23 protein-coding genes and 1 tRNA gene are annotated in these 26,183 nt (G+C 73.0%); 8 read left to right on the forward strand and 16 right to left on the reverse strand.

Translation table 11 applies throughout. The annotated features are described in order from the left end of the window. The 10 genes from VF825_RS02655 to VF825_RS02700 form a co-directional block, all read right to left on the reverse strand. A partial coding sequence (locus VF825_RS02655; RefSeq protein ID WP_331109858.1) for a CaiB/BaiF CoA-transferase family protein occupies positions 1-566 on the reverse strand: 566 nt, incomplete at its 3' end. Positions 567-595: 29 nt separating this feature from the next. Then, the gene (locus tag VF825_RS02660; protein WP_331109860.1) at positions 596-2,479 is read right to left on the reverse strand and encodes a hydantoinase B/oxoprolinase family protein; all 1,884 of its coding nucleotides are present in this window, start codon (positions 2,477-2,479) and stop codon (positions 596-598) included. Then, complete coding sequence (locus tag VF825_RS02665) at positions 2,476-4,584, reverse strand: hydantoinase/oxoprolinase family protein (protein ID WP_331109862.1); 2,109 nt, start codon at positions 4,582-4,584, stop codon at positions 2,476-2,478. The genes VF825_RS02660 and VF825_RS02665 overlap by 4 nt, the downstream gene beginning before the upstream one ends. Positions 4,585-4,867: 283 nt before the next feature. Beyond that, positions 4,868-5,773, reverse strand: coding sequence for a carbon-nitrogen hydrolase family protein (locus VF825_RS02670; protein WP_331109864.1), 906 nt, complete (start codon positions 5,771-5,773; stop codon positions 4,868-4,870). A 1-nt stretch (position 5,774) separates the two neighbouring features. After that, positions 5,775-6,428, reverse strand: a complete 654-nt coding sequence (locus tag VF825_RS02675; protein ID WP_331109866.1) for a carbon monoxide dehydrogenase subunit G — start codon at positions 6,426-6,428, stop codon at positions 5,775-5,777. Positions 6,429-6,448: 20 nt separating this feature from the next. After that, positions 6,449-8,881: an aerobic carbon-monoxide dehydrogenase large subunit gene (cutA, locus tag VF825_RS02680; protein WP_331109868.1), complete on the reverse strand. Its 2,433-nt coding sequence runs from the start codon at positions 8,879-8,881 to the stop codon at positions 6,449-6,451. Beyond that, positions 8,878-9,393 (reverse strand): (2Fe-2S)-binding protein, encoded by a 516-nt coding sequence (locus tag VF825_RS02685; RefSeq protein WP_331109870.1) that lies wholly within the window; start codon positions 9,391-9,393, stop codon positions 8,878-8,880. The genes cutA and VF825_RS02685 overlap by 4 nt, the downstream gene beginning before the upstream one ends. Then, positions 9,390-10,265, reverse strand: a complete 876-nt coding sequence (locus tag VF825_RS02690) for a xanthine dehydrogenase family protein subunit M (RefSeq protein ID WP_331109872.1) — start codon at positions 10,263-10,265, stop codon at positions 9,390-9,392. The genes VF825_RS02685 and VF825_RS02690 overlap by 4 nt, the downstream gene beginning before the upstream one ends. Before the next feature lie 161 nt (positions 10,266-10,426). Then, positions 10,427-11,893, reverse strand: a complete 1,467-nt coding sequence (locus VF825_RS02695; RefSeq protein ID WP_331109874.1) for a uracil-xanthine permease family protein — start codon at positions 11,891-11,893, stop codon at positions 10,427-10,429. A gap of 198 nt (positions 11,894-12,091) precedes the next feature. Then, positions 12,092-13,807 carry a PucR family transcriptional regulator gene (locus VF825_RS02700; protein WP_331109876.1) on the reverse strand — a complete coding sequence of 572 codons (1,716 nt, stop codon included), beginning with the start codon at positions 13,805-13,807 and terminating at the stop codon, positions 12,092-12,094. A 108-nt stretch (positions 13,808-13,915) separates the two neighbouring features. Between VF825_RS02700 and VF825_RS02705 the strand changes: the two genes are divergently transcribed. From VF825_RS02705 to VF825_RS02715, 3 genes are read left to right on the forward strand one after another with little or no spacing between them, the layout of a single operon-like run. Continuing rightward, on the forward strand, positions 13,916-14,806 hold the full coding sequence (locus tag VF825_RS02705; protein ID WP_331109878.1) for a DUF2877 domain-containing protein: 891 nt from the start codon (positions 13,916-13,918) through the stop codon (positions 14,804-14,806). Next, positions 14,803-16,299 carry an FdrA family protein gene (locus VF825_RS02710; protein WP_331109880.1) on the forward strand — a complete coding sequence of 499 codons (1,497 nt, stop codon included), beginning with the start codon at positions 14,803-14,805 and terminating at the stop codon, positions 16,297-16,299. The genes VF825_RS02705 and VF825_RS02710 overlap by 4 nt, the downstream gene beginning before the upstream one ends. Positions 16,300-16,311: 12 nt before the next feature. Further along, complete coding sequence (locus VF825_RS02715) at positions 16,312-17,733, forward strand: DUF1116 domain-containing protein (RefSeq protein WP_331109883.1); 1,422 nt, start codon at positions 16,312-16,314, stop codon at positions 17,731-17,733. 88 nt (positions 17,734-17,821) lie between these two features. Here VF825_RS02715 and VF825_RS02720 read toward each other — a convergent pair whose 3' ends face one another. Genes VF825_RS02720 through VF825_RS02735 form a run of 4 tightly spaced genes read right to left on the reverse strand, consistent with a single transcriptional unit; the run spans position 17,822 to position 21,573 of the window. Then, positions 17,822-18,400, reverse strand: a complete 579-nt coding sequence (locus tag VF825_RS02720) for a nucleotidyltransferase family protein (RefSeq protein WP_331109885.1) — start codon at positions 18,398-18,400, stop codon at positions 17,822-17,824. 11 nt (positions 18,401-18,411) lie between these two features. Beyond that, the gene (locus tag VF825_RS02725) at positions 18,412-19,560 is read right to left on the reverse strand and encodes an XdhC family protein (protein ID WP_331109887.1); all 1,149 of its coding nucleotides are present in this window, start codon (positions 19,558-19,560) and stop codon (positions 18,412-18,414) included. Further along, on the reverse strand, positions 19,553-20,677 hold the full coding sequence (locus VF825_RS02730) for a vWA domain-containing protein (RefSeq protein WP_331109889.1): 1,125 nt from the start codon (positions 20,675-20,677) through the stop codon (positions 19,553-19,555). Before VF825_RS02730 ends, VF825_RS02725 begins: the two co-directional genes overlap by 8 nt. A gap of 5 nt (positions 20,678-20,682) precedes the next feature. After that, positions 20,683-21,573, reverse strand: a complete 891-nt coding sequence (locus VF825_RS02735; protein ID WP_331109891.1) for a MoxR family ATPase — start codon at positions 21,571-21,573, stop codon at positions 20,683-20,685. A 198-nt stretch (positions 21,574-21,771) separates the two neighbouring features. On the opposite strand from VF825_RS02735, the gene VF825_RS02740 reads away from it, so the two are divergent. From VF825_RS02740 to VF825_RS02760, 5 genes are all read left to right on the forward strand, one after another. After that, positions 21,772-22,179 carry a TOBE domain-containing protein gene (locus VF825_RS02740; protein ID WP_331109893.1) on the forward strand — a complete coding sequence of 136 codons (408 nt, stop codon included), beginning with the start codon at positions 21,772-21,774 and terminating at the stop codon, positions 22,177-22,179. Between the two features lie 95 nt (positions 22,180-22,274). Beyond that, positions 22,275-22,976, forward strand: a complete 702-nt coding sequence (gene modA / locus VF825_RS02745) for a molybdate ABC transporter substrate-binding protein (RefSeq protein ID WP_331109895.1) — start codon at positions 22,275-22,277, stop codon at positions 22,974-22,976. After that, the gene (locus tag VF825_RS02750) at positions 22,973-23,809 is read left to right on the forward strand and encodes an ABC transporter permease (protein WP_331109897.1); all 837 of its coding nucleotides are present in this window, start codon (positions 22,973-22,975) and stop codon (positions 23,807-23,809) included. The genes modA and VF825_RS02750 overlap by 4 nt, the downstream gene beginning before the upstream one ends. Then, complete coding sequence (locus VF825_RS02755) at positions 23,806-24,933, forward strand: ABC transporter ATP-binding protein (RefSeq protein ID WP_331109899.1); 1,128 nt, start codon at positions 23,806-23,808, stop codon at positions 24,931-24,933. Before VF825_RS02750 ends, VF825_RS02755 begins: the two co-directional genes overlap by 4 nt. A 159-nt stretch (positions 24,934-25,092) precedes the next feature. Then, entirely contained in the window at positions 25,093-25,380 is a 288-nt protein-coding gene (locus VF825_RS02760) for a hypothetical protein (RefSeq protein ID WP_331109901.1), read from the forward strand. A 58-nt stretch (positions 25,381-25,438) separates the two neighbouring features. Here the strand turns inward: VF825_RS02760 and VF825_RS02765 are convergent, their stop codons facing one another. Beyond that, the gene (locus VF825_RS02765) at positions 25,439-25,669 is read right to left on the reverse strand and encodes a lipopolysaccharide assembly protein LapA domain-containing protein (RefSeq protein ID WP_331109903.1); all 231 of its coding nucleotides are present in this window, start codon (positions 25,667-25,669) and stop codon (positions 25,439-25,441) included. 392 nt (positions 25,670-26,061) lie between these two features. Further along, positions 26,062-26,134: transfer RNA gene (locus VF825_RS02770), tRNA-Ala, on the reverse strand. Between the last annotated feature and the right edge of the window lie 49 nt (positions 26,135-26,183).

Genomic DNA, 26,183 nt, shown 5'->3' on the forward strand with positions numbered 1-26,183 from the left:
TGCAGGGCGGCGACCACGCCGTACGCGCCGTACATCCCGGCGAGCAGGTCGCCGATCGGCACCCCCACGCGGGTCGGGTGGTCGGGGTCGGGGCCGGTCAGGGACATCAGGCCGGCCTCGCCCTGCGCGATCTGGTCGTACCCCGCCCGGCCACCCTCGGGACCGTCGTGGCCGAAGCCGCTGATCGACAGGATGACCAGGCGCGGGTTGAGCTCGTGCAGCCGCTCGACGCTGAAGCCGAGCCGGTCGAGCACGCCGGGCCGGAAGTTCTCCAGCAGCACGTCGGCGTGGGTGACCAGCCGGGTCAGCGTCGCCACCCCGTCCTCGCTCTTGAGGTCGAGGGTGATCGACTCCTTGTTGCGGTTGCAGGACAGGAAGTAGGTCGAGATCGGGTCGTCCTCGGGCCCGACGAAGGGCGGGCCCCAGCCGCGGGTGTCGTCCCCGCCGCCGGGCGTCTCCACCTTGATGACCCGGGCACCGAGGTCGCCCAGCATCATCCCGGCGTGCGGGCCGGCGAGGGCGCGGGTGAGGTCGATGACGGTGGTGTCGTCGAGCGGTCCGGTCACGATGTCGGTCTCCTGTCGGTCTGCTGCGGTCAGAGCCAGTCGACGTCCGCGGCGCTGGCGCCGGCGGCCAGCGTGGCGTAGCCGGGCCCGCGGTCGAAGAACGGCTGCTCACCGCGGACGGCGCGGCGCTCGGCACGCAGGGCGTCGGACGCCGCGGTGTCGATGACTGGCTCGTCCTTGGTGCCCGTGGCCACGACGCCGTAGTCGGTGCGGGCACCCTCGAAGGAGACCTTGCCCCACCTCAGGTCGCGCTGCACCTCGTCGTACGGGCGCTCCAGCGGGTCGCCCCAGCCGCCACCTCCGGTGGTGCGGATCCGGATGACCTCGCCGGCCTTGACCGGCTCGTGGTCGGCCAGCGCGTCGACCTCCCGCTCGTGCGGGCCGCCCGGGTCGATCGTCACCTGGAACGGCTTGCCGGCCTTGCCGCCCTTGACGCCCCAGCAGGCCAGGATCGAGCGGTCGGCGATGGACATGAAGTTGGCGTCCTTGAGCATCCGAATCTGCTTCTCGTAGCCCAGGCCACCGCGATAGCGGCCCGCGCCGCCGGAGTCCACGGCCAGGCCGAGGCGCTCGACGAGGAACGGGAAGCGGCTCTCGGTGAACTCGGTCGGCAGGTTCCGCGAGTCGGGCACGACGTGGATGGTGTCCTCGCCGTCGGCGTAGTAGCGGCCGCCGGAGCCGCCGCCGAGCACCTCGCGCATGAGGTAGTCGTTGCCGTCGCGGTCGTGGCCGTAGACGCCGGTGTAGCGGATCGTCTCCTGGTCGGCCGGCATCTTGCCGTCGACGGCCTTGGCGATGACGCCGGCGAGCACGCCGAGCAGGCGCAGGATGACGAAGGTCCGGGCGTTGGTCGGCGCCGGGAAGATCGGCGTGAGCAGCGTGCCCTTCTCCGGGAACTTCATCTCGATGAGCGGCACGATGCCCTCGTTGACGTCGAGCTCGGCCATCCGCTCGGGGGTGTCGGCGAGGTTGCGCAGGATCGGCGCGAGCCACTTCTTGAGGAAGTTCCCGTCGGCGTAGTCCCCGCAGTGGTTGATCGGGCCCTTGGCCTGCGGAGCGGTGCCGGTGAAGTCGATGACGATCTTCGGGCCGTTGCCGGGGCCGCCGGTGCTGGTCTTGGTCAGCGTGATCCGCTGGGTGTGCAGCCTCGGCTCGTCGACCCCGTCGTGCTCGGCGTAGTCCTCCCAGACGTACTCGCCGTCGGGGATCTTGGACAGGATCTCGCGGCGGTAGGTCTCGGTGGTCTTGTCGAGGATGGCGTCGAAGGCCGCCTCGACGGTCTCGCGGCCGTAGCGGTTGAACAGGTCCGACAGGCGCGCGGCGCCCATGAGGCAGGCGCTGCACTCGGCGTCGAGATCGGCGGCGAGGGACTCCGGCATACGGCTGTTGCGCGTCATGATCTTCAGCGCCGCCTCGTTGGGCACGCCCGCGTCCCACAGCCGGATCGGGGGCACCATCAGCCCCTCCTCGTAGACGCTGGTCGCGCCCGAGGGCATCGAGCCGGGGCAGGCGCCGCCGATGTCGTCGTGGTGGCCGAAGGCCTGGACGAAGGCGACGACCTCGCCCTGGTGGAAGACCGGCACGGTGACGCACAGGTCCGGCAGGTGGCCGATGCCGCCCTCGGACTCGTAGACGTCGTTGTGGAAGAACACGTCGCCCTCGCGCATGGTCTCCAGCGGGTAGTCGCGGGCCACCGGGTGGACCAGGGCGCTGTACGAGCGGCCGGTCAGCTTGCGCAGCCGCCGGTCGTGGATGCCGGCGCGGAAGTCGTGCGCGTCGCGGATCATCGGCGAGCGGGAGGTGCGCGCGATAGCGGTCTCCACCTCCATCTCGACGCTGGCCAGGGTGCCCTCGACGATCTCCAGGACGATCGGGTCGACGTTGAGGGCCGGGGTGTCGGTCACAGCGGTCACTTCGCGCTCTCCTTGGTGATCACGAGGTTGCCGTACGCGTCGACGCGGACGGTGAAGCCGGGGTGGACGGGCACGGTCGAGCCGAACTCCTCGACGATGACCGGCCCGGCGATCTCGTCGCCGCTGCGCAGGTCGGCGCGCCAGTAGATGCCGGCGTCGACGTAGCCGTCGGCGGGGTCGAAGCAGACCGGGCGGGTGCCGGTGCGGGCCCGCTCGACGGAGTCGGCGGCGCCCTCGATCTCGGCCAGCTCGGGCCGGGTGATCGGCCCGATGCCGGTGACGCGCAGGTTGACCCACTCGACCTGCTGACGCGCGTCGTCGCGGAAGTCGTAGCCGTACAGGCCCTTGTGGGCGTCGTGGAAGGCGGTCGCCACCGTCTCGGCGAAGCCGGTGTCCACCGCGCCCTCGGGGGCGTTGACCCGCACCTCGAAGGCCTGGCCGAAGTAGCGCAGGTCGACGGTGCGCACGTAGCGGTGGTCGGCGCGGGCGAAGCCCTCGGCGTCCAGGGCCTCGGCGGCGCGCTCGGTCAGCTCGGCGAAGGTCTTCTCGACGCCGGCGAGGTCGAGCTGGGTGTGCTTGGCGACGGCGGTCTGCACGTAGTCGTTCTTGACGTCGACGGTGAGCAGGCCGAACGCCGAGACGTTGCCCGGGTTCTGCGGGACGACCACGCCGGCGAGGTCGAGGATGTCGACGAGGCGGCAGGCCAGCAGCGAACCGGAGCCGCCGAAGGTCGCGAGCATGAAGTCGCGCACGTCCAGGCCGCGCTTGACCGAGATCTGGCGCAGGGCGTTGGCCTGGTTCCACGCGGAGATCTCGAGGATGCCGGCGGCGCACTCGTCGGGGGTCAGGCCGAGCCGCGCGGCGAGGGCCTCGATCCCGGCCTTGGCGGCGGCGGCGTCCAGCGGGATCTCGCCGCCGAGCAGGTGGGCCGGGATCCGGCCGAGCATGACGTGGGCGTCGGTGATGGTCGGCTCGGTGCCGCCCTTGGCGTAGCAGAGCGGCCCCGGGTCGGCGCCCGCGGAGCGAGGACCGACCTTGAGCGTGCCCTCGGGGGAGATCCACGCGATCGAGCCGCCGCCCGCGCCGACGGTGACGACGTCGATCATCGGGATCTTGGACGGGTAGGCCCCGACCGTGCCCTCGGTGGTCAGGGTCGGCTCGCCGCCGAGGACCACGGACACGTCGGTGGAGGTGCCGCCCCCGTCGCACGTGAGGACCTTGTCGAAGCCGGCCTTGCCGGAGATCAGCGCGGCGCCGAGCGCGCCGGCGGCCGGCCCGGAGAGCACCGTGGTGATCGGCTGGTGCACGACCTCGTCGGCGGACAGGACACCACCGTTGGACTTCATGATGTAGAAGGGGATCGAGTCACGGTCGGCCGAGGCGGCGCCGGTGAAGTCGTCCAGGCGGGTCTTGATGTTGGAGACGTAGCGGGACACCTTCGGCTTGACCGCGGCGTCGACCAGCGTGGTCATCGAGCGCTCGTACTCGCGGTACTCCCGCAGCACGTCGCTGGAGATCGAGATGACCGCTTCGGGGTGCTCTCGCTGCAGGATCTCCCGCATCCGCAGCTCGTGCTCGGGGTTGGCGTAGGCGTGCAGGAAGCAGACCCCGATCGTGGTGATGCCCTGGTCGCGGAACCAGCGGGCCACCTGCGCCGCGCCCTCCTCGTCGAACGGGCGGACCTCATTGCCCTCGAAGTCGAAGCGGCCCTCGACGGTCTTGACCAGGTCGGCCGGCACGATCCGCGGCGGCTTGACCCAGAAGTAGGAGTTGCCGTAGCCGTCCGGCACCGCCTGGCGGGCGATCTCGAGGATGAACTCATAGCCCGCGGAGGTGATGAAGCCGAGCTGCTCGACCTTGCCCTCGAGCAGCTGGTTGGTGGCCACCGTGGTGCCGTGGCAGACGGCGGTGACGTCCGCGCCGGTCGCGCCGAGCAGGTCGAGGACCTTGTGCACGCCGGTGATGAAGCCGTCGGCCGGGTTGGCCGGGGTCGAGGGCGTCTTGGTCGTGATCAGCGCGCCGGAGTCCTCGTCGAAGGCGACGACGTCGGTGAACGTGCCGCCGGTGTCGATGCCGATGCGGATGCGACGTGGGGTCTGCGTCATGGCGTTCCTCGGGCGGGAGAGGTGGGAGTCTGGCCGGAGCGCCGGACGAGCCGGCGGTGCCCTCGATTCAACTCGCGCCGCCACCCCGCGTCCCTGTCAGAACCTGCCAAGACCCTTGGCAGATCTTCATGCACACCTCGGGTATGCCGTGTCGTCGCCTCCCGCAGCGCGCCTCACCTTCCGCCCGCGACCCCATCCGGACACCGGACAGCCCGCGTTTCGACCCCGGTTCGGGCTCGAAACGCGGGCTGAGGCGTGTTCGGTCGAGAAAGCTGGGGGTGTCTCAGACCTGGAGGTGGGGGAAGCTCGACGCGGCGGGCCGCTCGAGGTCCTCGCGGTAGTTGCGGATCAGGTCCAGGTTGCGGTCCGCGAGGTGGTCGAAGCCCTGGCCGACGCTGGAGCCGGGGGTCAGCGAGCGCAGCGCCTCGTTCGGGTCGAGCCGGGCGGTCACCCAGGACTCGTGCGTGGCGGCCTTGGCGGCGATGTGGGCGATCGGCGTGACGATGTGGCTGTTGCCGAAGTACAGCACCCCGGCCGGGTCGGTCCCGGTGGCGTTGGCGCCGATGACGTAGACGTGGTTGTCGTAGGCCCGGGCCCGGCTGGTCAGCTCCCACACGTCGGCGCTGCGCAGCAGGGCGGACGGGCGGCAGATGACCTCGGCGCCCTGCACCGCCTGGATGCGGGTGAGCTCGGGGTAGTCGCCGTCGAAGCAGATGATCATGCCGATCCGGCCGAGCTCGGTGTCGACGACGGTGACCGTGTCACCGGGGGTGACCCAGCCGCCGCGCGAGCGGATCTCGGTGCAGAACGGGTGCGTCTTGCGGTAGACGCCGAGCAGCGAGCCGTCGGGGCCGATGAGGGCGCTGGAGTTGTAGACGACCCCCCGCTCCTCACCGCGCTCGTAGGTGCCGACGCAGACGTGCACGCCGAGGCGGGCGGTTGCCGCCTGGATCGGCTCGATGACCGGCCCCGGCAGCTCGGAGACGAGGTCCCACAGCTCCTCGGGCGTGCAGTCCGGGGTGAAGCCGGTGGTCGCCGACTCGGGCAGCACGACGAGCTCGGCGCCGGTCGCCTCGACGCAGCGGGTCAGCCAGTCGACGCACTTCTCGACGTTGGCCTTGACCGCGTCGGGCGACAGCGGCCCGGCCACGGGCGCGATCTGGACGGCGGCAGCGGTGAACGCGCGCATGTCAGTGCCTCCCGGCGACGATGCCGACGGCCACGCCGGCGAGGGCGATCGCGGCACCGACCACGGTGCCGACGAGGAACTCCCTGCCCTGGAACCCGGCCCGGGCAGGTGCCGGCGCGGCATACACGGCGCCGGCCGGTGCGGCGGGCGCACCCGGTGCGGCAGCCACAGCGGCCTCCGGGGCCGCCCCGGCGGGCACCGGCACCATCACCCGGACCCCGGCGATGTCCTCGTCGACGGCCATGAAGAACTGGCCGGCCATCTTCTTGGCCACCCCGGTGAGCATCCGCTGCCCGACGCCGCCGATGGCCCCGCCCACGACCGCGTCGGCGTCGTAGGTCAACGCGGTGCCGCCGGTGGCGGACTGCTCGAGCAGCACCTTGACGTCGGCGCTGACCGTGCCGGGACCACCCACTCCCGAGGCCTTGAGCACGAACGAGCCGGGCGGGTTCTGCTCGGTCAGGGCCACGTCGCCCTCGTAGGTGCCCTTGATGGAGGCCACGCCGGCGGTGATCGTCATCTTGTAGGCGTCGGGGCCCACCTCGCGCAGCTGCTGGCAGCCCGGCAGCGTGCGGGCGAGCACGGCGGGGTCGTTGAACGCGGCCCAGACCTGGTCGACGGGGGCGTTCAGCGTGGCGGATCCGGAGATCTTCATCGGCGGGGTTCCTGGTTCTCTCAGGCCGTGGGGGCGGTCGTGGTGGTGCGGGACCCGCGGCGCAGGCCGGGCAGCTCGCCCGCGGCGTGACGGTGGCGCAGGTCCCACAGCTCGGTGGGGGAGATCGGCATGGCGGTGATCGGGAAGCCTTCGGCGTCCTCGATCGCGCTGGCAATGACCGCGCTGACCGGGATGCACCCGGCCTCGCCGGCGCCCTTGATCCCCAACGGGTTCAGCGGGCTCGGCGTCTCGAGGTGGTCGGTCTCGACGTGGGGCACCTCGGAGGCGTAGGGCATGAGGAAGTCCATGAACGAGGCGTTGAGCAGCTGCCCGGCCTCGTCGTAGGCCATCCGCTCGTACAGCGCACCGCCGACGCCCTGCGCGACGCCGCCGTGCACCTGCCCCTCGACGATCATCGGGTTGATCATCCGCCCGCAGTCGTGGATGACGCAGTAGCGCAGGATCCGGATCTCGGCGGTCTCCGGGTCGGTCTCGACGATGGCGGCGTGCATGCCGTTGGCGAACGTCGCCCGCGGCGGGGAGTAGAAGTCCTTGCCCTCCAGGCCCGGCTCGTCGTCGTCGGCCACCGGCGGCTTGTCCATGTCGGGCGTGCCGGCGAACTGCGTGGCCGCCTTGGCGGACTCGTCGAAAGCGTAGCGCAGCGGGTTGGACAGCACCGCGATGGTGGACAGCGCGACCTGTGCCTCCGGGTCACCCTTGACCCGCACGATGCCGTCGACGATCTCGAGGTCGCCGGGGTCGGCCTCGAGGGCCTCGCCGGCGATCCGCAGCGCCTTCTCCCGCACGTTGCGCGCGGCCAGCGCGATCGCGTTGCCGCTCATGACCGCCGCCCGGGAGGCGAACGTGCCCACGGCGTACTGGAACCGGCGGGTGTCACCGGTGGTGACGTGCACGTCCTCCATCCGCACGCCGAGCTCCTCGGCGACGATCTGGGCGAACACCGTCTGGTGGCCCTGCCCCTGGCTGGTCAGGCCGGTGGAAACGTTGACCCGGCCGGTGGTCTCGATCTGGATGTGTCCGCCCTCGTAGGGCCCGACGCCGGTGCCCTCGACGTAGCAGCCGATGCCCAGCCCGACGCGCCGGCCGGCCGCCTGGGCCTCCGCCCGGTATGCCGCGAAGTCGTCCCAGCCCACCAGCTCCTTGAGCTTGGCCAGGCTGGCGGGGAAGTCGCCGGAGTCGTACATCAGCGGCCGGCCGTCCTGGAACAGCAGCCCGTGGTCGTAGGGCATCTCCTCGGGCTGGATGAAGTTGGCGCTGCGCACGTCGGCGCGGTCCCGGCCCAGGTAGTCGGCGATGGCGTCCATGGTGCGTTCCATCGCGTAGACGCCCTGCGGGCGGCCGGCGCCACGATAGGGCGTGACGATCACCGTGTTGGTGAACAGCGACCAGAACTCGCACCGGTACGCGCCCGGCTTGTAGGGGCCCAGCAGCTGGGTGGAGGTGATGATCGGGACGATGATCCCGTAGGGCGTGTAGGCCCCGTTGTCGTGCCACAGCTTCACCGACAGGCCGAGCACCCGACCCTCGTCGTCGAAGCCGACCTCGACGTCCTGGAGCTGTCCGCGCTCGTGCGCCGAGGAGATGAAGTGCTCACGCCGGTCCTCGACCCACTTCACGTCGGCGTCGAGGCGCCGGGCCGCCCACGGGACCAAAACCTCCTCGGGCCAGGGGTGCATGATCTTGACCCCGAAGCCGCCGCCCACGTCGGGGGCGATGCACTCGACCTTGGCCAGCGGCATACCGAGCTTGGCCGCGACCGCGGCCCGCACGCCCGTGGACGTCTGGGTGGAGGAGTAGATGCGCAGGCTCTGCTCGTCGCTGTCCCAGCGGGCGTAGACGCCCTTGCCCTCCATCGGCATGCAGGCGCTGCGCTCGATCTCCAGCGAGAGCGTGAGCCGGTGCGGGGCTGCCTCGATCGCGGCCGCGGTGTCGCCGACCTCCTGCACCATGTGCGCGGCGACGTTGCCCGGCGCCTCCTCGTGCACCAGCGCCTCGCCGGAGCGGGCCGCCTCGATGCCGACGACGACGGGCAGCTGCTCGTACTCCACCCGGATGCGCTCGCAGGCGTCCTCGGCGACGTAGCGGTCGGTCGCCACGACCATGGCCACCGGCTCACCGACGTGGTTGACCAGCTCCGGGGCCAGCGCGTAGCCGGTCATCGGGTTGGTCAGCGTGGGGTGCGGGATGAGCAGCGGCAGGCGCTCGGCGGTCTTGCCGTCGAGGTCCTCGTAGGTGTAGATCGCGACGACGCCCTCGACGTCGATCGCCTCGGAGACGTCGATGTCGGTGATCCGGGCATGCGCGTAGGGGCTGCGCACGAACGCCGCGGCGAGCGCGTCGTGGCCGAGGTCGTCGAGGTAGCGGCCGTTGCCGGTGACCAGCCGCGGGTCCTCCGTGCGGTGGACGGGGGCGCCGAACATCTTCGTGGTCATGCGCCCGCCTCCCGCTCGTGGGTGATCTCGGCCGCGCGCAGCACCGACTTCACGATGTTCTGGTAGCCGGTGCAGCGGCAGAGGTTGCCCGAGATGCACTCGCGCGCCTCGGCCTCGGTCGGGTCCGGGTTCTCCTGCAGGTATGCCGTGATGGTCGTCAGGAAGCCCGGGGTGCAGAAGCCGCACTGCAGGCCGTGGCACTCGGTGAACGCCTGCTGCACCGGGCTCATCTGCTCCGCGTCGGGGGCCAGGCCCTCGACGGTGGTGATCTCGTGGTCCTGGGCGGTGACGGCGAACATGAGGCAGGAGCGCATCGGCTGGCCGTCGACGAGGACGGTGCAGGCGCCGCAGACGCCGTGCTCGCAGCCGACGTGCGTGCCGGTGAGGCGCAGGTCGTGGCGCAGGAAGTCCGAGAGCAGGCGCCGCGCCGGGGCGGTCGCGGTGCGGGCGACGCCGTTGACGCGCAGCGTGATCTCGAGCTGCTGCTCGGCGGTCGTGGTGGTGTCGGTCATCGGGGCTGGCCTTCGAGAGCGGTGGCCGCGGCCTCGGTGAGGACGCGGGTGGTCAGGACGCCGGCGAGCATGCGGCGGTAGTCGGCGGTGGCGTGGATGTCGCCGTCGGGGTCGACGTGGTCGCGGGCCAGCTCGGCGGCCTTGGCCCAGTCGACGTCGGGGACCTCGCGCCCGGCGAAAGCCTCGGTCAGGTCGAGGACGTCCGGGGTCGGCGTCACCGAAACGAACGACGCGCGCACCGCGCTGACCACGCCGTCGGAGACAGTGACCGCCGCGGCGACCCCGGCGAGGGCGTAGTCGCCGTGGCGCCGGGCGCTCTCGGCGAACGCGGTGCCGGTGCCGGGGGAGAAGCGAGCGAAGCTGACCCCGGTGGCCATCTCGCCCTCGGTGAGGCAGGACTCCAGCGGGCCGAGGAAGAAGTCCGCGGCCGCGATCTTCCGGGTGCCTGCGGCACTGGCCGCCTCGACATACCCCTGGGTCAGGGCGAGGACCGCCGGCATCTCGCCGGAGGGGTCGGCGTGCGCGATCGAGCCGGTGGTGGTGCCGCGGTTGCGGATCGCGGGGTGGGCCACGTTGCGCAGGGCCTGGCGCAGCAGGGGGTTGGCGGCGAAGGCGCCGTCGTGCCGCTCGAGCTGGGCGTGGCGGACCAGGGCGCCGATCCGCACCGCGTCGTCGGTGACCTCGACGGTGTCCAGCCCGTCGACCCGGTTGATGTCGACGAGGTGGCCCGGCGCGGCGAGGCGCATGTTGAGGATCGGGATGAGGCTCTGGCCGCCGGCGAGGACCTTGCCGTCGTGCCCGACCTCGGCCAGGACCGCGACCGCCTCGGCGACGCTGCGAGGCGCGTGGTGGACGAAGGGGGAGGGCTTCACCGTGACGATCCTGCCTTGCGTGGTGGGACGTGGATATGGGACGGGATCACTGCTGGGGGCGAGTGATGTTGGCAACTTCTGCCGTCAATCCTGCCCCCGAATGGCACGTGGGCCACCCCGATCCCGAAGATCGGCGTGGCCCACGTGGGGTGGTGCTGGGGTCAGGGCTTGTGGTGCTCCGTGGGCGCGACGTCCTCGTCGCGGTAGAGCGGCGCGGACTCCTCTCCGCCGGGGGTGTTCTCCACGGCGACGTTGCCGACGGCGATGACCGCCCCGTCGGCGCGGGCGCGCAGGTCCGGCGTGGCCAGTGCCCGGGCCAGGTGGTAGGCGCCGATGGTGACGATCGTGCCGAGCGCGATGCCGGAGAGAGTGAACGACTTGGTGAACACCAGGCTCGTGTTGCCGATGCCGATGATGATTCCGGCGGCGATGGGCACCAGGTTGAGCGGGTTGCCGAAGTCGACGTTGTTCTCCTTCCAGATCTTCGCGCCGAGCAGGCCGATCATGCCGTAGAGCACGACGGTGATGCCGCCGAGCACCCCACCCGGGGTGGCCGAGACCATCGCGCCGAACTTGGGCGAGAAGCCGAACAGGATGGCCACGGCCGCGGCGACGAAGTAGGCCGCCGTGGAGTACACGCGGGTGGCCGCCATGACGCCGATGTTCTCGGCATAGGTCGTGGTCGGGGAGCCACCGATGGAGGTCGCGATGACCGTGCCGATGCCGTCCGCGGCGATCGCTCGGCCCATCACCGGGTCGAGGTCGTGGCCGGTCATCTCGGCGACCGCCTTGACGTGGCCGGTGTTCTCCGCGATGAGGGCGATCACGGCCGGGAGCACCAGGAGGATGAAGGCGATGTTGAAGCTCGGCAGGTGCCAGCCGACGACACCGGTGGCCGCGTCCGTGTGCGGCGGGAAGCCGAACCACGGGGCGCTCTTGACGCCGTCCCAGTTGACCCGCCAGTGCGTGTCGACCTTGCCGGCTGCGGCGTTGTAGGAGGTGATCTGGCCGAAGCCCCGGTCGAAGAGCCACGACAGGACGTAGCCGAGGATCAGGCCCAGGAAGATGGAGATGCGGCCGATGAACCCGCGCAGGCCCACGCTCATGGCGATGACGGCGACCATGACGATGAGGGCGATCCACTGGTCCTGCGGCCAGTAGATGCTCGCCACGACCGGGGCGAGGTTGAACCCGATCAGCATGACCACGGCGCCGGTGACAACGGGCGGGAGCACCTTGTGCACCACGGCGGAGCCCAGGAAGTGGATCGCCACGCCGACCAGCGCCAGCACCGCGCCGGCCACGAGGATGGCTCCCGTGACACTCGGGGCGATGACCGCCGGGTTGGCCTTGGGGTTGCTGGCCTTGATCTGCAGGCCGATGGCCACGACGCCGCCGACGAAGGAGGCGCTGGTGCCGAGGTAGCTCGGCACCTTGCCGTTGACGATCAGCAGGAAGCAGATCGTCGCGATGCCGCTCATCAGGATCGCGAGCTGCGGGTTCAGCCCCATGATCAGCGGGAAGACGAACGTGGCGCCGAACATCGCGACCACGTGCTGAGCTCCGAGTCCTACGGTCTTCCCCCACGAGAGCCGCTCATCGGGCGCCACGACGTCGGTCGGACCCATGATCCGTCCGTCACCGTGCAGTTTCCAACCCAACGCCATCAGGTCCTCCTTGTGTGCGCCACAGGGCGTGGCACGGATCACGCCGGGCGACGCGATGCGTGAACGCTAGGCCCAGCGTGGGGGCGCCGCTTGGTGATTTGTTGACAGTCACACGGCGTGTCGGTTGGTCACAGTTGTGGCCCGAGGGGACGAATCGACTCAGATCCCACGCATCTGGACGACCTGCAGCGCCAGCGACAGGGTCAGGCGCAGGTTCGGGTCACTGGTGAACGGGCCGAGCATCCGCTCGAGCTTCACGATGCGGTAGCGCAGCGTGTTGTAGTGGAAGTGCAGGATGCGCGCCGTCTCGGCGACGTTGAGGTTGGTGTCCAGCAGCACCGACAGGGTGGTGCGCAGATCGGCGTTCTCCGGGGTGTCGTTGGTGACCAGCTCCCCGAGCGCCTCGCTGACGAAGCTGCGCAGCTCGGCGGTGTCGGGCACCAGGGACAGCAGGCGGAAGATGCCGAGGCCGTCGAAGTGCGTCAGTGCGGAGGGGCCGCTCATCTGCCGACCCACGCTGACCGCCTTGCACGCCTGCTCGTAGGCCTGCGGCAGCTGGTCGGCCGAGTCGATCGGCCGGGAGATGCCGGTGGAGAAGGACCGCCGCCCGCCGCCGCCGTCACCGCTGACGACGCGGACCATCTCGCGCACCATCCGGGTGATCGACTCGGTGTCGGCCTCGTCGGGGACGCCGAGCACGCTGACGACCTCCTGGCTGAAGCCGACCACCGGCGCCCGCTCGTCGCGCACCCGGACCACCTGGTGCCAGGCGGTGGCGAACCGGTCCTGCAGCGAGCGCACCTCGTCGCGGCTCAGGCCGCGCGGCGTGGCGTGCGGGTCGGTCTCGGCCACGACGACCACCATCCGCCGGCCGATGTCCCAGCCGAGGGAGTCGGCGTGGGCGGTGACCCGCTCGGCGGTGCCGGCGCGCCCGGCGAGGGCGTCGCGCAGGAAGTCGGCCTGGTACTTGCTCTCGACCGCCGAGACCGCCTGGGCCTTGGTGATGGCCAGCGCCGCGACGGTGGCCGCCCGCTCGAGGGTGTGCACGTCGTCGGCGGTGAGCTCGCGGGTCGCGTTGAACGCCACGAGGCGGCCGTGGTCGAGCGCGCCGGCCACGATCCGCACCACCGCCCGCCGGGCCCGGTCCCCACCGGTCGCCCGCGCCCCCACCGGCTCGCCCTCGACGAGGAACCGGCCGGTCGGGTCGAAGCAGTTCAGCGCGAGGGCGCGGGTGAGGTCCTCGGGGGTGGCGCCCGCGCTGGCCCGCACCCGGCCGTCGGCGGTGGTCACCATGACCGCGCCGCCGAGGATCCCGGCGAGCTCCTCACACAGCCGGTCCAGGCCACCGCCGGTGAGCACGATCTGCACCAGCGCCCGGTGCGCGTCCTCGGCCCGGGCGAGCATCGCCGCCTGCCGGTTGAGCACCTCGGTGAGCACCTGGTTGATGATGTCGTCGAACCCGACGTCGTCGGGCAGGGCGATGACCGGCAGGCCGAGCCGGTCGGCCTCCTCCAGCATCGCCGTCGGCAGCTCGGACAGGTAGCGGCCGAGCTTGACCGCGATACCGGCCAGGCCGCGCGCGGCGAGCTCGCTGACGAGCACGGGCAGGCTGTGCGGCACCCCTCGCAGCGGGTAGCCGGTGGTGAGCAACAGCTCCTGGGGCCTGACCCAGGGCAGGATGTCCGGCACCTCCATGACGTTGAGGCGGCTGACCAGCCGGTCGAGGCCGGCATGACCGGCCAGCACGCGAGCGCCGCGCAGGCACTCCAGCTCCAGGACGGTGCCCAGACTCAGCCCGGCCCCGGGCACCCCGACGCCGCCGTGCGCTGGCAACTCCCGGTCAACAACGCCCGAATCCTTGGCAACATTGCCCATGATCGGGACTGTACCCGCGGCGTTAGCGTCGCCGGAGGGCACCCACGACCCCATGGTGGCGCGGGGGCCCGGACGCCCCGCCGGTCCCGACAGGACAGGAACTCCTCCGTGACGCCTCAGGCTCCGCCGCCTTCGATGCTCGGCGCCGCCTCACCCCTCACCTGGGGCCTGCTCGCCGGCCCGGAGCGCGTGGCCACCGTCCTGGCGGCCTTCCCCACCGCGGTCTACCTCCTCGCCGGCGACCACCACGAGGTGCTCCCCGTCGTCGCCGGCGACGCGCTCATGCTGCCGACCTCGCTGCGCCTGCCGCTGCCGGCCGACGACCTCGTCTGGGGCCTGGCCGCGGGCGACACCGTCACCCTGGGCCGGGGGGTGCTGCGGCTGGCCGGGTGGGAGATCCGCGTCGTCCGGCAGTGGCGCCCGGCGCAGGTGCGCCCGCTCACCCACCGGGTCCCCGGGCACCAGCTCCTGGCTGCAGCGGCCGTCCTGGCGCCGCACGACCTCGACGCGGACCTCGCCGACCGGGCCGGGTTCGCCTTGCGTGCGGTCCTGCGCGGCGACGCGGCGACCGCCACGTCCGTGGTCGACGGCCTCGTCGGGTCGGGGCGTGGGCTGACCCCGAGCGGTGACGACGCGCTGTGCGCGGTCCTGCTCGTGCTCCACGGCGTCGGCTCGCTGAGCGGGCTACGGCGCGCGTCCGCTGCCACCGCCGCCCGTCGGCACGCCACCACCAGCCTGTCCGCGTCACTGCTCGACGCGGCCGCCGGCGGGTATGCCGTGCCGCAGGTCGCCGCGCTCGTCACCGCCGCGCTGCGCGGCGACGAGGCCGCGACGGCGACCGCCCTCGAGGAGGTGCTGGCCATCGGCCACTCCTCCGGACGCGACCTCGCCGCCGGACTGTCCGGCTGCCTGCGCGTCCTCGCCCTGCTGCCCCATGCCGTGCCGCCACCCGCGGCACCCGAACCCGCACCACAACCCGCTGGAAGGGACCTCCCGTGACCGATCTTGTCGAGGTGCGCCGCGGCGCCTACTACGACTCGGTGAGCCTGATGCAGGTCTCCCGGGCCGTCGGTGCGGCCCCGGGCGTCAGCGCGGCGCTCGTGGCCATGGCCACCGAGCTCAACACCGATCTCCTGGCTGGCATGGGCTTCACGCTCGGCGAGCCGGTCGGCCCCAACGACATGCTCGTGGCCATCCGCGGCGACGACGAGGCGGCGCTCGACGCCGGCCGCTCCGCCCTGGACGCCGCCCTGGCCGGCCTGAAGGCCGCCGGCGCCCATGCCGGCGGGTTCGGTGACGCCCCGCCGCCGCGCACCCTCGGGTCAGCGGCCGCCATCACCGGCGCCAACCTGGCCCTGATCTCGGTCCCCGGCCGCAACGCCTTCGTCGACGCCATGGACGCCGTCCGCTCCGGGATGTCGGTCGTGCTGTTCTCCGACAACGTCGGCGTGCAGGAGGAGGTCGCGCTCAAGGACGCCGCCCTCGAGGCCGACGTGCTGGTCATGGGCCCCGACTGCGGCACCGCGGTCGTCGGCGGCGTGGCCCTGGGCTTCGCCAACGCCGCCCGCGCCGGCTCGGTCGGCCTCGTCGCGGCCTCCGGCACCGGCGCCCAGCAGGTCATGTGCCTGCTCGACGCCGCCGGTGTCGGCATGAGCCACTGCCTCGGCGTGGGCGGGCGCGACCTGTCCTCGGCGGTGCGGGGACGCTCCACCAGGCAGGCCCTCGCCGCCCTGGCTGCCGACCCCGCCACCGAGTCGGTCATCGTCGTGTCCAAGCCTCCGGCCGCCGAGGTGCTCGAGGACGTGCAGGCGTATGCCGCGTCGCTGGGCAAGCCGGTCCACTGGGCCACCCTGGGCGCCGGCCGCCCCGACCTGACCTCGGCCGTGGAGGCCGCACTGGAGGGCGAGGGGCACGGCATACCGCAGTGGCCGAGCTGGCCGGCCCCAACGCAGGAGTCGCCGGTGCCCGGTGCGCTGCGCGGGCTGTTCTGCGGCGGCACCCTGGCCGACGAGGCGATGCTCGTCGCCGCCGGGGCCCTCGGCCCGATCCGGTCCAACATCCCGCTGTCGCCCGAGCTGGCCCTGGGGCCGGACCTGCGCAGCGACTCCCACCTGGTCATCGACTTCGGCGACGACGGCCTGACCCAGGGCCGGGCGCACCCGATGATCGACCCGTCACTGCGGCTGGAGCGGATCGCCGCCGAGGGCGCCGACCCGACCTGCGGGGTGCTGCTGCTCGACCTCGTCCTGGGCTTCGGCTCGCACAGCGACCCCGCCGGGGAGCTGGCCGAGGCCGTCGAGGGCGCCCGCAAGGCCGCCGCCGACGGGGGCCGCTCGCTCCCGGTCGTGGTCTCCCTGACCGGCGTCGAGTCCGACCCGCAGGGCCTGAGCGCCTGTGCGAAGACGCTGCAGGCCGCCGGCGCGTCGGTGTTCCTGTCCAACGCCCAGGCCACGCGCCACGCCCTGTCCCTGCTCGCCGACGCCCAGGCCTGAGAAGGAGTTTCGATGACCGACACCACCACGCCCCTGCACGGCCTGCTGTCCACCGAGCCCTCCATCGTGACCGCCGGCGTCGGGCTGTTCGCCGACGCGCTGCGCGCCCAGGCCGCCCAGGTCACCGAGGTCGACTGGCGCCCCCCGATGGACGGCACCGAGGCCGACCTGGCCCGGGTCATGGCCGACCCGCGCCGCGAGGAGGCCAACCGCACCGCCGTCTCCCGGCTCATGGCGGCCGGCGCCGAGCTGGTCGACGTGCGTCCGGCCAGCGAGGCTCTCGGCATGGAGAAGGGCGTCTTCTTCCACGCCGGGCCGCCGATCACCTGGGACCGCGCGTCCGGGCCGATGAGGGGCGCGCTCATCGGCGGCATGCTCTTCGAGGGCCTGGCCGACAGCCCCGAGGAGGCCGAGAAGCACCTGGCCTCCGGCGAGGTCACCCTCGACCCCTGCCACCACCACCACGCGGTCGGCCCGATGGCCGGGGTGGTGTCCCCGTCGATGTGGATGTTCGAGCTGCGCGACCCGGTGCACGGCGGCCGCGCCTGGTGCTCCCTCAACGAGGGACTGGGCAAGGTGCTGCGCTATGGCGCCTACGGCCCGGAGGTGATCGAGCGGCTGCAGTGGATGGCCAACGTGCTGGGACCGTTGCTGCAGAAGGCCGTTCGCGCCCACGGACCGGTGGACATCAAGGCGGTCATCGCCCAGATGCTGCAGATGGGCGACGAGGGCCACAACCGCAACCGGGCCGGGACGCTGATGTTCCTGCGCGACATCCTCCCGTCGCTGATCACCGTCGACGCCCCCTCCTCCGACATCGCCGAGGCGGTGCGGTTCATGGGCGCCAACGACCACTTCTTCCTCAACCTCGACATGCCGGCATGCAAGCTGGCGACCGACGCGGCGCGGGACGTGCCCGGCTCGACCATGGTCGTGACGATGGCGCGCAACGGCACCGACTTCGGCATCCAGGTCTCCGGCACCGGCGACGAGTGGTTCACCGGGCCGGCCAACACCCCGGAGGGCCTGTTCCTGGGCTCCTACGGTCCCGAGGACGCCAACCCCGACATCGGCGACTCGGCGATCACCGAGACCGCAGGCATCGGCGGCTTCGCCATGGCGGCGGCCCCGGCAATCGTGCGCTTCGTCGGCGGCGACGTGCCGCTCGCGCTGCGGGCGACCCGCTCGATGTACGAGATCACCCTCGAGGAGCACCCCTCGTTCCAGGTGCCGATCCTGGAGTTCCGCGGCACCCCGAGCGGCATCGACGTCACGAAGGTCGTGCGCACCGGGATCCTGCCGCAGATCAACACCGGCATGGCCGGGGCAGTTGCCGGCACCGGGCAGGTCGGCGCCGGCCTGGTCACCCCGCCGGAGCAGTGCTTCCCGGCGGCGCTGGCCGCCCTGGCCAAGGCGGTGCCGGACTCCGTCTGACCGGCGCGCACCGTCACGGTGCACACGTTGGGGCTGCTGCGGCCCGGGATCCCCCGGCTCGCAGCAGCCCCTTCTTGCGCAACGGGACTCAGCCGGAGAGGTCCGCCGGTGTGTCGATGTCCCGCCACGGCCCGAGGTCGCCGCATTCCACCGGCACCACCAGCCCCTGGTGCTCGCGCAGCCACGCCCGGGCCCCCTCGTCGCCGCGCACCGCGTCGGCCACCTCCGCCCACACCTCGCGCACCAGTCCCACCGGGGTCCGCTGCTGCCCCCGGTATGCCGCGACGGCGGCGGTCGCGCCGTCGGCCAGGGCCGCGACCACCCGGCGCAGGTGCGCGGCCCCCACGCCGGGGGTGTCGACCAGGGTGACCACGAGGGCGTCGACGTCGGGGTGCGCCGCGACCACGGCCAGGCCGGCGCGCAGCGAGGACGCCTGGCCGGTCTCCCACTCGGGGTTGTGCGCGACCACGACCTCGGGGCGGTCCTGCTGGTCGGTCCCGGCCGGTGGCTCCGGCTCGACCGCAGCCGCCCCGGTCACCACGACGACCGGGTCGAGCCCGGCCCGGGCACAGGCCTCCACCGCGAGGTCGACCAGGCGGCGCCCGTCGAGCACCACCTGCGCCTTCGGCCGGCCCAGTCGGACCCCGGCGCCCGCGGCGAGCACCACGCCGGCGACCTTCACGGCGCGGTGAGGGCCGGCACCGGCGCCGGGTCGCGGTGGATCCGGCCGTCGAGGTCGCTGAGCCGGCGACCGGTGCCACCCCACCGGGCGGCAATGATCTCGGCGGCGATCGAGACCGCCGTCTCCTCGGGGGTGCGGGCGCCCAGGTCGAGGCCGATCGGGCCGGAGAGCCGGGCCAGCTCGGCCTCGGTCACGCCGCGCTCGCGCAGCTCGGCCAGCCGGGCCGCGTGGGTGCGCCGGGAGCCCATGGCGCCGACGTAGCCGGCCGGGCTGCGCAGGGCGACCTCGAGCAGCGGGACGTCGAACTTGGGGTCGTGGGTGAGCACCGTCAGCACGGTGCTCTCCTCGACGCGGCCGGCGTCGACCTCCTGCTGCAGGAAGGCGTGCGGCCAGCGGACGACGACCTCGTCCGCCTCGGGGAAGCGCGCGGGCGTGGCGAACACGGGCCGGGCGTCGCACACGGTGACGTGGTGGCCGAGGAAGCCGCCGGTGCGCGCCACGGCGCGGGCGAAGTCGATCGCGCCGAAGACGATCATCCGCGGTCGCGGAGCGAACGCCGCCACGAACACCTCGAGCTCGTCCGGCCGGCGCTGCCCGTCCGGGCCGTAGTGGAGGACCTCGCTGTGCCCGGCGCGCAGCAGGCCCCGGGCGTCGTCGGTGACGGCGTCGTCGAGCCGGTCGGTGCCCAGCGTGCCGATCGCCATGTCCGTGAACACGATCCGACGGTCGCCCACCGCAGGGCCCTGCTCGCCCGCCGCCACGACCGTCGCGACGGCCACCGGGGTGCCGGCCTCGATCGCGTCGAGCACCGCGGCGAAGCCCGGGTCGGTGGGCGGGTTGACACGAACCACGGTGACGTCGAGCTCGCCACCACAGGTCAGCCCGACGGAGAACGCGTCGGCGCCGCTGATCCCGTAGTGCGCCCCGCGGGCCGTGCCGTCGGCGAGCACCCGCTGCGCCACGTCGTACACGGCGCCTTCGACGCAGCCGCCGGAGATGCTGCCGACCACCGCGCCGTCGGCGTTGACCGCCATGGCCGCGCCCGCGGGGCGCGGGGAGGACTGCCAGGTGCGGGTGACCGTGGCCAGGGCGAACGGCCGTCCGTCGGCGACCCACGCGCGCAGCTCGGGGACGAGGTCACGCATGGCTGGGCTCCCGGCGCCGGCTGTGGTCGGCGGCGATGACCCGGGCGAGCTGCTCGAGCGTGGCGACGCTGTGCCCGGCGAGGAAGTCGTCGACCGACGGCAGCGCCGCCTGCATCCCGGCGGTGGCGGGGGCGTAGCCCTCCTTGCCCTTGTGCGGGTTGACCCAGATGACCCGGTGGGCCAGCCGGTGCAGCCGCTCCATCTGCGCGCGCAGCTCGGTGGTGTCGCCACGCTCCCATCCGTCGGAGGCGATGACGACGACGGCGCCGCGCAGGAGGCCCCGCTGCCCCCACGTGGTCAGCAGCTGGCGCAGGTTGTCACCGAGCCGGGTGCCACCGGACCAGTCGGGGACCGTCACGGCGAACGCGGCCAGCGCGGCGTCGACGGTCGGCTGGCGCAGGGCGCTGGTGACCCGGGTCAGCCGGGTGCCGACGGTGAGGACCTCGGTGCGCGGGCGGGTGCGGGCCAGGGCATGGCCGAAACGCAGGAACGCGTCGGCGTAGGCCTTCATCGAGCCCGACACGTCGAGCACGAGGACGACCCGGCGCGGTGTGACCGTGCGCCGGCGGTGTCGCAGCCGGGCCGGCTCCCCGCCGGCGCGGAGCATGGCCGCAGTGGTGCCGCGCCGGTCCAGCTGACCTCGTCGGGCCGGGGCGGTGCGGCGGGAGACCCGGTGCGGGCCGTCCGGGGAGATCGCGGCCACGAGGCGGTGCACGGCGGCACGCTCGTGCTCCTCGAGGCGGGCGACGTCCTTGTGCCGCAGCACCTCCCGGGCACTGGCGGTGCTCGTCACGGCCGCGTCCTCGCCGTCGCCGTCGCCGGCTCCCGGGTCCTCGATGCCGACGGCGCGCTCGACGTCGACCCGCGCCCGGGCCTGCGGGGCCGCGTCGCCGGGGCGGAAGTACCCCTTGAAGACACGGTCGTAGACGGCGATGTCCTCGGCCCGCGAGCAGCACGTCAGCCGTCCGGCCCAGTAGACGTCCTGGCGGGACAGCGCATCGAGCCGGGTGAGCGCCTCGAGGAAGGAGCGGACCCGGTCGGGGTGGGCGGCCACGCCGGCACGGCGCAGCGCCTGGCCGAAGCCGACCATGACCTCCTCGAGCGGGACGGTGGCCACCGGGGTCACCGCGCGACGAGGTCGGCGACGCCGTGGGCGGTGATCGCCTCGAGGTCCTCGCGGTACTTGGCGACGGCGCCGAGCGAGGCGGTGGCCAGCTCGGGGGTCAGGTCGACGGCCCCGAGCGCCTGCAGGCACCGGGCCCAGTCCAGGGACTCGGCGACGCCGGGCGGCTTCAGCAGGCCGAGCCCACGCAACCGGGCCACCGCGTCGGCGACCTGGGCGGCGAGGGACTCGGACAGCCCCGGCACGCGCCGGCGCAGGATGGCGATCTCGCGCTCCCGGCCCGGGTGGTCCATCCAGTGGTAGAGGCAGCGGCGCTTGAGCGCGTCGTGCACGTCGCGGGTGCGGTTGCTGGTGATGATGACGACCGGCGGCACCTGCGCCCGGACCGTGCCGAGCTCGGGGATGGTGACCGCGAAGTCGCTGAGCACCTCCAGCAGGAACGCCTCGAACTCGTCGTCGGCCCGGTCGATCTCGTCGACGAGCAGGACGCTGCGGTGCTCGGCGGTGGAGGTCTCCAGCGCCCGCAGCACCGGCCGGGCCAGCAGGAAGCGCCGGTCGTAGAGCGAGGCCTCGGTCGCGGCGGGGTCGGTGATGCCGCTGGCCTCGGCAGCGCGCAGGTGCAGCAGCTGGCGGGGGAAGTCCCAGTCGTAGAGGGCCTGGGTGGAGTCGATGCCCTCGTAGCACTGCAGGCGCACCAGCTCCCCGCCGAGCTCCTGCGCCAGGGCCAGCGCGAGGCTGGTCTTGCCCACGCCGGGCTCACCCTCGCAGAAGAGCGGTCGCTCGAGCTGCAGCGCCAGGAACGCCGCGGTGGCCAGGCCCTCGTCGGCGAGGTAGCCCACCCGGTCGAGGGCGTCGGCAATCGCCTGGGAGCTGCTGGTATCGACGGCCAACTCGGGTCCTCCGGCGTGCGGGCGGGCTGCGTCGATCACGCTACGCCACGGGGGTGCCCCGTCCGTGGTGAGAACCTGCCAAGAGCCGGTATGCCGGGTTGGTGCGTTCCGATGAACCTGCGGCAAGCGCTCAGTCCTGGCTCCGCATCTGCTGCCTTTTGTCCTTGTTCCTTCCGCATCTGCGGATAGGCTGCTGTCATGCCGACCTTCCGGATCCGCGAGGCCGCCGAGCTGCTCGGCGTCAGCGACGACACCGTTCGGCGCTGGGCCGAGGCCGGCCGGCTCGACACGGTCACCGACGCCTCGGGCAAACGCACCGTCGAGGGCGCGGTGCTCGCCCGCTTCGCCGAGGAGCTGGCCGCAGCCATCGAGCGGCCCCAGCCCCGGCCCGTGGTCTCGGAGTCCGCGCGCAACCGGTTCCAGGGGCTGGTCACCAAGGTGCTGCGCGACACGGTGATGGCCCAGGTCGAGATCCAGGCCGGCCCACACCGCTTCGTCTCGCTGATGAGCAGGGAGGCCGCCGACGAGCTCGGGCTGGAGCCCGGCGTCCTGGCGATCGCCGCCGTGAAGTCCACCAACGTCGTCGTGGAGGTACCGGCCCAGTGAACGCGCGCCGTGCATCCGTGCTGACCAGCCTCGCCGCCGGAGCCGTCCTCGCCCTCGCCGCATGCGGCTCGTCGGGATCGGGCCCAGGTGCCGCGATGTCGGGGCAAGGCTCCTCGTCCGCGATCAGCGGCACGGTCACCGTGCTGGCCGCGGCCTCGCTGAAGGAAGCCTTCACCACCCTGGGGGCGCAGTTCGAGAAGCAGCACCCCGGCACCAGGGTGGTCTTCAGCTTCGGCCCGAGCTCCGGCCTGGCCCAGCAGGTCAACCAGGGCGCCCCGGCCGACGTGTTCGCCTCGGCGAGCACGAAGAACATGGACCAGGTGGTGCAGGCCGGCGGCGCCACGTCACCGAAGCCCTTTGCCTCCAACGAGATGGAGATCGCGGTGCCGGCGACGAACCCGGCCCACGTCACCGGCGTGAAGGACCTGGCCAGGGCGGCCGTCAAGGTGGCCCTGTGCCAGAGCCAGGTGCCGTGCGGGGTGACGGCGGCCAAGGTGTTCACCAACGCCGGGATCACGGTCACCCCGGTGACCCAGGAGGTCGACGTGAAGTCGGTGCTGGCCAAGGTCAGCCTGGGGGAGGTCGATGCGGGTGTCGTCTACGTGACCGACGTGCGTTCCGCCGGCAGCAAGGTCACGGGCATCGAGATCCCGGCCGACGTCAACGCGTCGACGTCTTACCCGATCGCCACGCTGACCAAGGCGCCGAACAAGGCTGCGGCTCAGGCGTTCACCGCGTTCGTGCTCTCCGGCGCCGGCCAGCAGGTCCTCGCCGCCGACGGGTTCGCCAAGCCGTGAGCCGGGCCGCGGCACGCCGGGGCGGTGACCGCGACGTCGCCGGGCCCGCGAGCGTGCCCTGGCCACTCGGCATACCGGCACTGGTGGGCGCGGCGTTCCTGCTCGTGCCCCTGGGCGGGCTGCTGCTGCGGGCCCCCTGGGGCAGCCTCGGCGGCCTGCTGAGCGACGCCGACGTCGCACAGGCGTTGCGGCTCTCGCTGGTCTGCGCGACGACGGCGACCGTCATCTCGCTGGTGCTCGGTGTGCCGCTGGCGTGGGTGCTGGCGCGGGTGCGGGCGCCCGGGATGACGCTGCTGCGGGCCATGGTCACCCTGCCGCTGGTCCTGCCGCCGGTGGTGGGGGGCGTGGCGCTGCTCCTGGCCTTCGGGAGGCAGGGGGTGCTCGGGCGGCTGCTGGAGGCGTGGACCGGGATCACCCTGCCGTTCACCACCGCCGGGGTGGTGCTGGCCGAGACGTTCGTGGCGATGCCGTTCCTCGTCGTCACGGTGGAGGGGGCGTTCCGGGCGGCGGACCGGGGCTACGAGGAGGCGGCGTCGACGCTCGGCGCCTCGCGGCTGGGGGTGTTCCGGCGGGTGACGCTGCCGATGGTCGCGCCGTCGCTGGGCGCCGGGGCCGTGCTGTGCTGGGCGCGGGCGCTGGGGGAGTTCGGCGCGACGATCACCTTCGCCGGCAGCTTTCCTGGGCGGACGCAGACGATGCCGCTGGCGGTCTACCTGGCGCTGGAGAGCGACCCGGAGGCGGCGATCGCGCTGTCGCTGGTCCTGCTCGTGGTCTCCGTCGTCATCCTCGCCGTGCTGCGCGACCGGTGGCTGCGGGCCGGGAGCGCGGCGTGAACCTGGATTCACGTGAAACCTCCGGCGTCCTCACCGTCGACGGGGTGGTGGAGCGGGGGGAGTTCCGGCTGGCCGTCTCGGCGACGGTCGCGCCGGGGGAGGTGCTCGGCGTTCTGGGCCCCAACGGTGCCGGCAAGTCGACGCTGCTGCGAGCCCTCGCCGGGCTGACCGGCCTGGCCTCCGGCACGGTCCGGCTCGGTGGCACGGTGCTCGACGGCGAGGGCGTGTTCGTCCCGCCGGAGCAGCGGCCGGTCGGGCTGGTGTTCCAGAGCTACCGGCTCTTCCCGCACCTGAGCGTGCTGGACAACGTGGCCTTCGCGCCGCGGTCCCGCGGTCTGGGCCGGCGCCGCTCCCGGGAGATCGCCCGCGGCTGGCTTGAGCGGCTCGACCTGGCCGAGCTGGCCGACCGGCGGCCCGCGCAGGTGTCCGGCGGGCAGGCGCAGCGCGTCGCCCTGGCCCGGGCCCTGGCCGCCGAGCCCGGGCTGCTGCTGCTCGACGAGCCGCTGTCGGCCCTCGACGCCGGCACCCGGCTGGACGTGCGGACCCTGCTGCGCCGGCACCTGGAGTTCTTCGCCGGCCCGGTGCTCGTGGTGACCCACGACCCGCTCGAGGCGATGGTGCTGTGCGACCGGCTCCTGGTCATCGAGGGCGGCCGGGTGGTCCAGCAGGGCACCCCGGCCGCCGTCGCGCGCCACCCCGCGACGGAGTACGTCGCGCGCCTGGTCGGCCTCAACCTGTATGCCGGTCGGCTCGACCCCGGTCGCGGCAGCGTCGCGCTCGACGGCGGTGGGGTGCTCGCGGTGACGCCGACCGCCGAGGCGCGGGGCTCGGACCGGGTCCTCGTCGGGCTGCGCCCGTCCGCGATCACGGTGCACACCGTGCGGCCCGAGCACGCCAGCGTGCGCAACGTGTGGGCCGGCACCATCGAGAGCCTGGAGCTGCTCACCGACCGGGTCCGGGTCAGCGTCGCGGGCACCCCGTCCGCGCTGGTCGACGTCACGCCCGGCGCGGTCGCCGAGCTCGGGCTCGCGCCAGGGCAGGCCGTGTGGCTCTCGGCCAAGGCGACCGAGACCGACGCCTACCCCGAGTCGGCGACGGCCCGGCATACCGCCGGGGTGTCCTGAGCCCGACCTCGGCCGCGGCCCGGGCCGGTCGGTGCGCGCAAGGCGGCCGCGCGGTTTGCCCGGGGGGCGTACCGTCAGAGGTGCGGCCGGTCCCGGCGGCGCGGAGCCGGTCGAGACCGGCGGAAGAAGGTGTCCCGTGGCTTGCACCAGGTTCGTGCCGTGACCTCCACCGCTCCCCGGCCGGGGCGGTCGGTGGCCACAGACGAGGTGCTGGCGCTGCTCATGCACGAGGTGCACCAGGCGCGTCAGGCCTGGGCCGACGAGCGCTGCGAGGCGCGCCACGGGGGCGCCCCCATCGAGTCGCCCGCCCGCGTCCGGCTGCTGTCCGCGCTCGAGGCGTATGCCGCGGCCCTGGACTCGCGCCACCTGCCCCTGCCGCCGTCGATCCGGGACGAGCTCCGGCTGCGGCGGGGCGTCCGCGGCGACCAGCCCTACCGCGCTCCCTAGCCGCTCGCGCGGCTTTCGCCGACGCGACGCAAGAGGCCCGGGTTTCCCGTGTGGCCGATCAGGACGGGCGCGCTCGACTGGTCCGGCGGGCGCTCAGGCGAAGCTGGGTGATCCGGGCTACCCCCGCGATCGCCACCACTACCCCGCCACCGACGGCGGCGATCAACAGCGCCATCCCCAGCGGGATGGTGCCACTCAAACCGAGGAAGTGGACTTCGACCTTCGTCGTGTTCTGCAGCATGAAAGTGATGAGCAGGATCAGGAGTACGAGCGCGGCTCCGGTGGCCACCCAGACGGCACTCGCTCGAGTGAGCCGCGGGGCACCAGTCGCGGGCCGGGACCCGTCCCCCACGGGGGGCGTCTCGGTTGCTCCCTCGTCAGGTGGCCTCGAGGGAACAGGGTCAGCCGCCATCATCCCCACCTCCCTCGCATCCCGGTGTCCACACCAGGAACACTCTCATCGTGACCCGGGACACCCGTCGCGACAAGGCTCTCGGCCCGTTTGCCTCGCGGGGGCAGTAGGCGGATCGATGGCCCCGAACACCGTTTCTCGCGCTGCGCCCAAGCAGCCGGGGCAGCCAGTTCGGTGAGGGCCAATGACGGGCGCACTGCTGCAGTCGGCTGCTGCATGGGCACGAAAGAGGCCCCTCTCCGGTGTGGAAAAGGGCCTCTGTCCTGGGGTGGAGGCGAGGGGACTCGAACCCCTAACCCCCTGCTTGCAAAGCAGGTGCGCTACCAATTGCGCCACGCCCCCGAGGGGTTCTCTTCAGTTGTGGATGAGCCTGTGGAAAAGCCTGTTCACA

This window comes from Oryzihumus sp., assembly GCF_036391795.1.
Lineage (GTDB): Bacteria > Actinomycetota > Actinomycetes > Actinomycetales > Dermatophilaceae > Oryzihumus.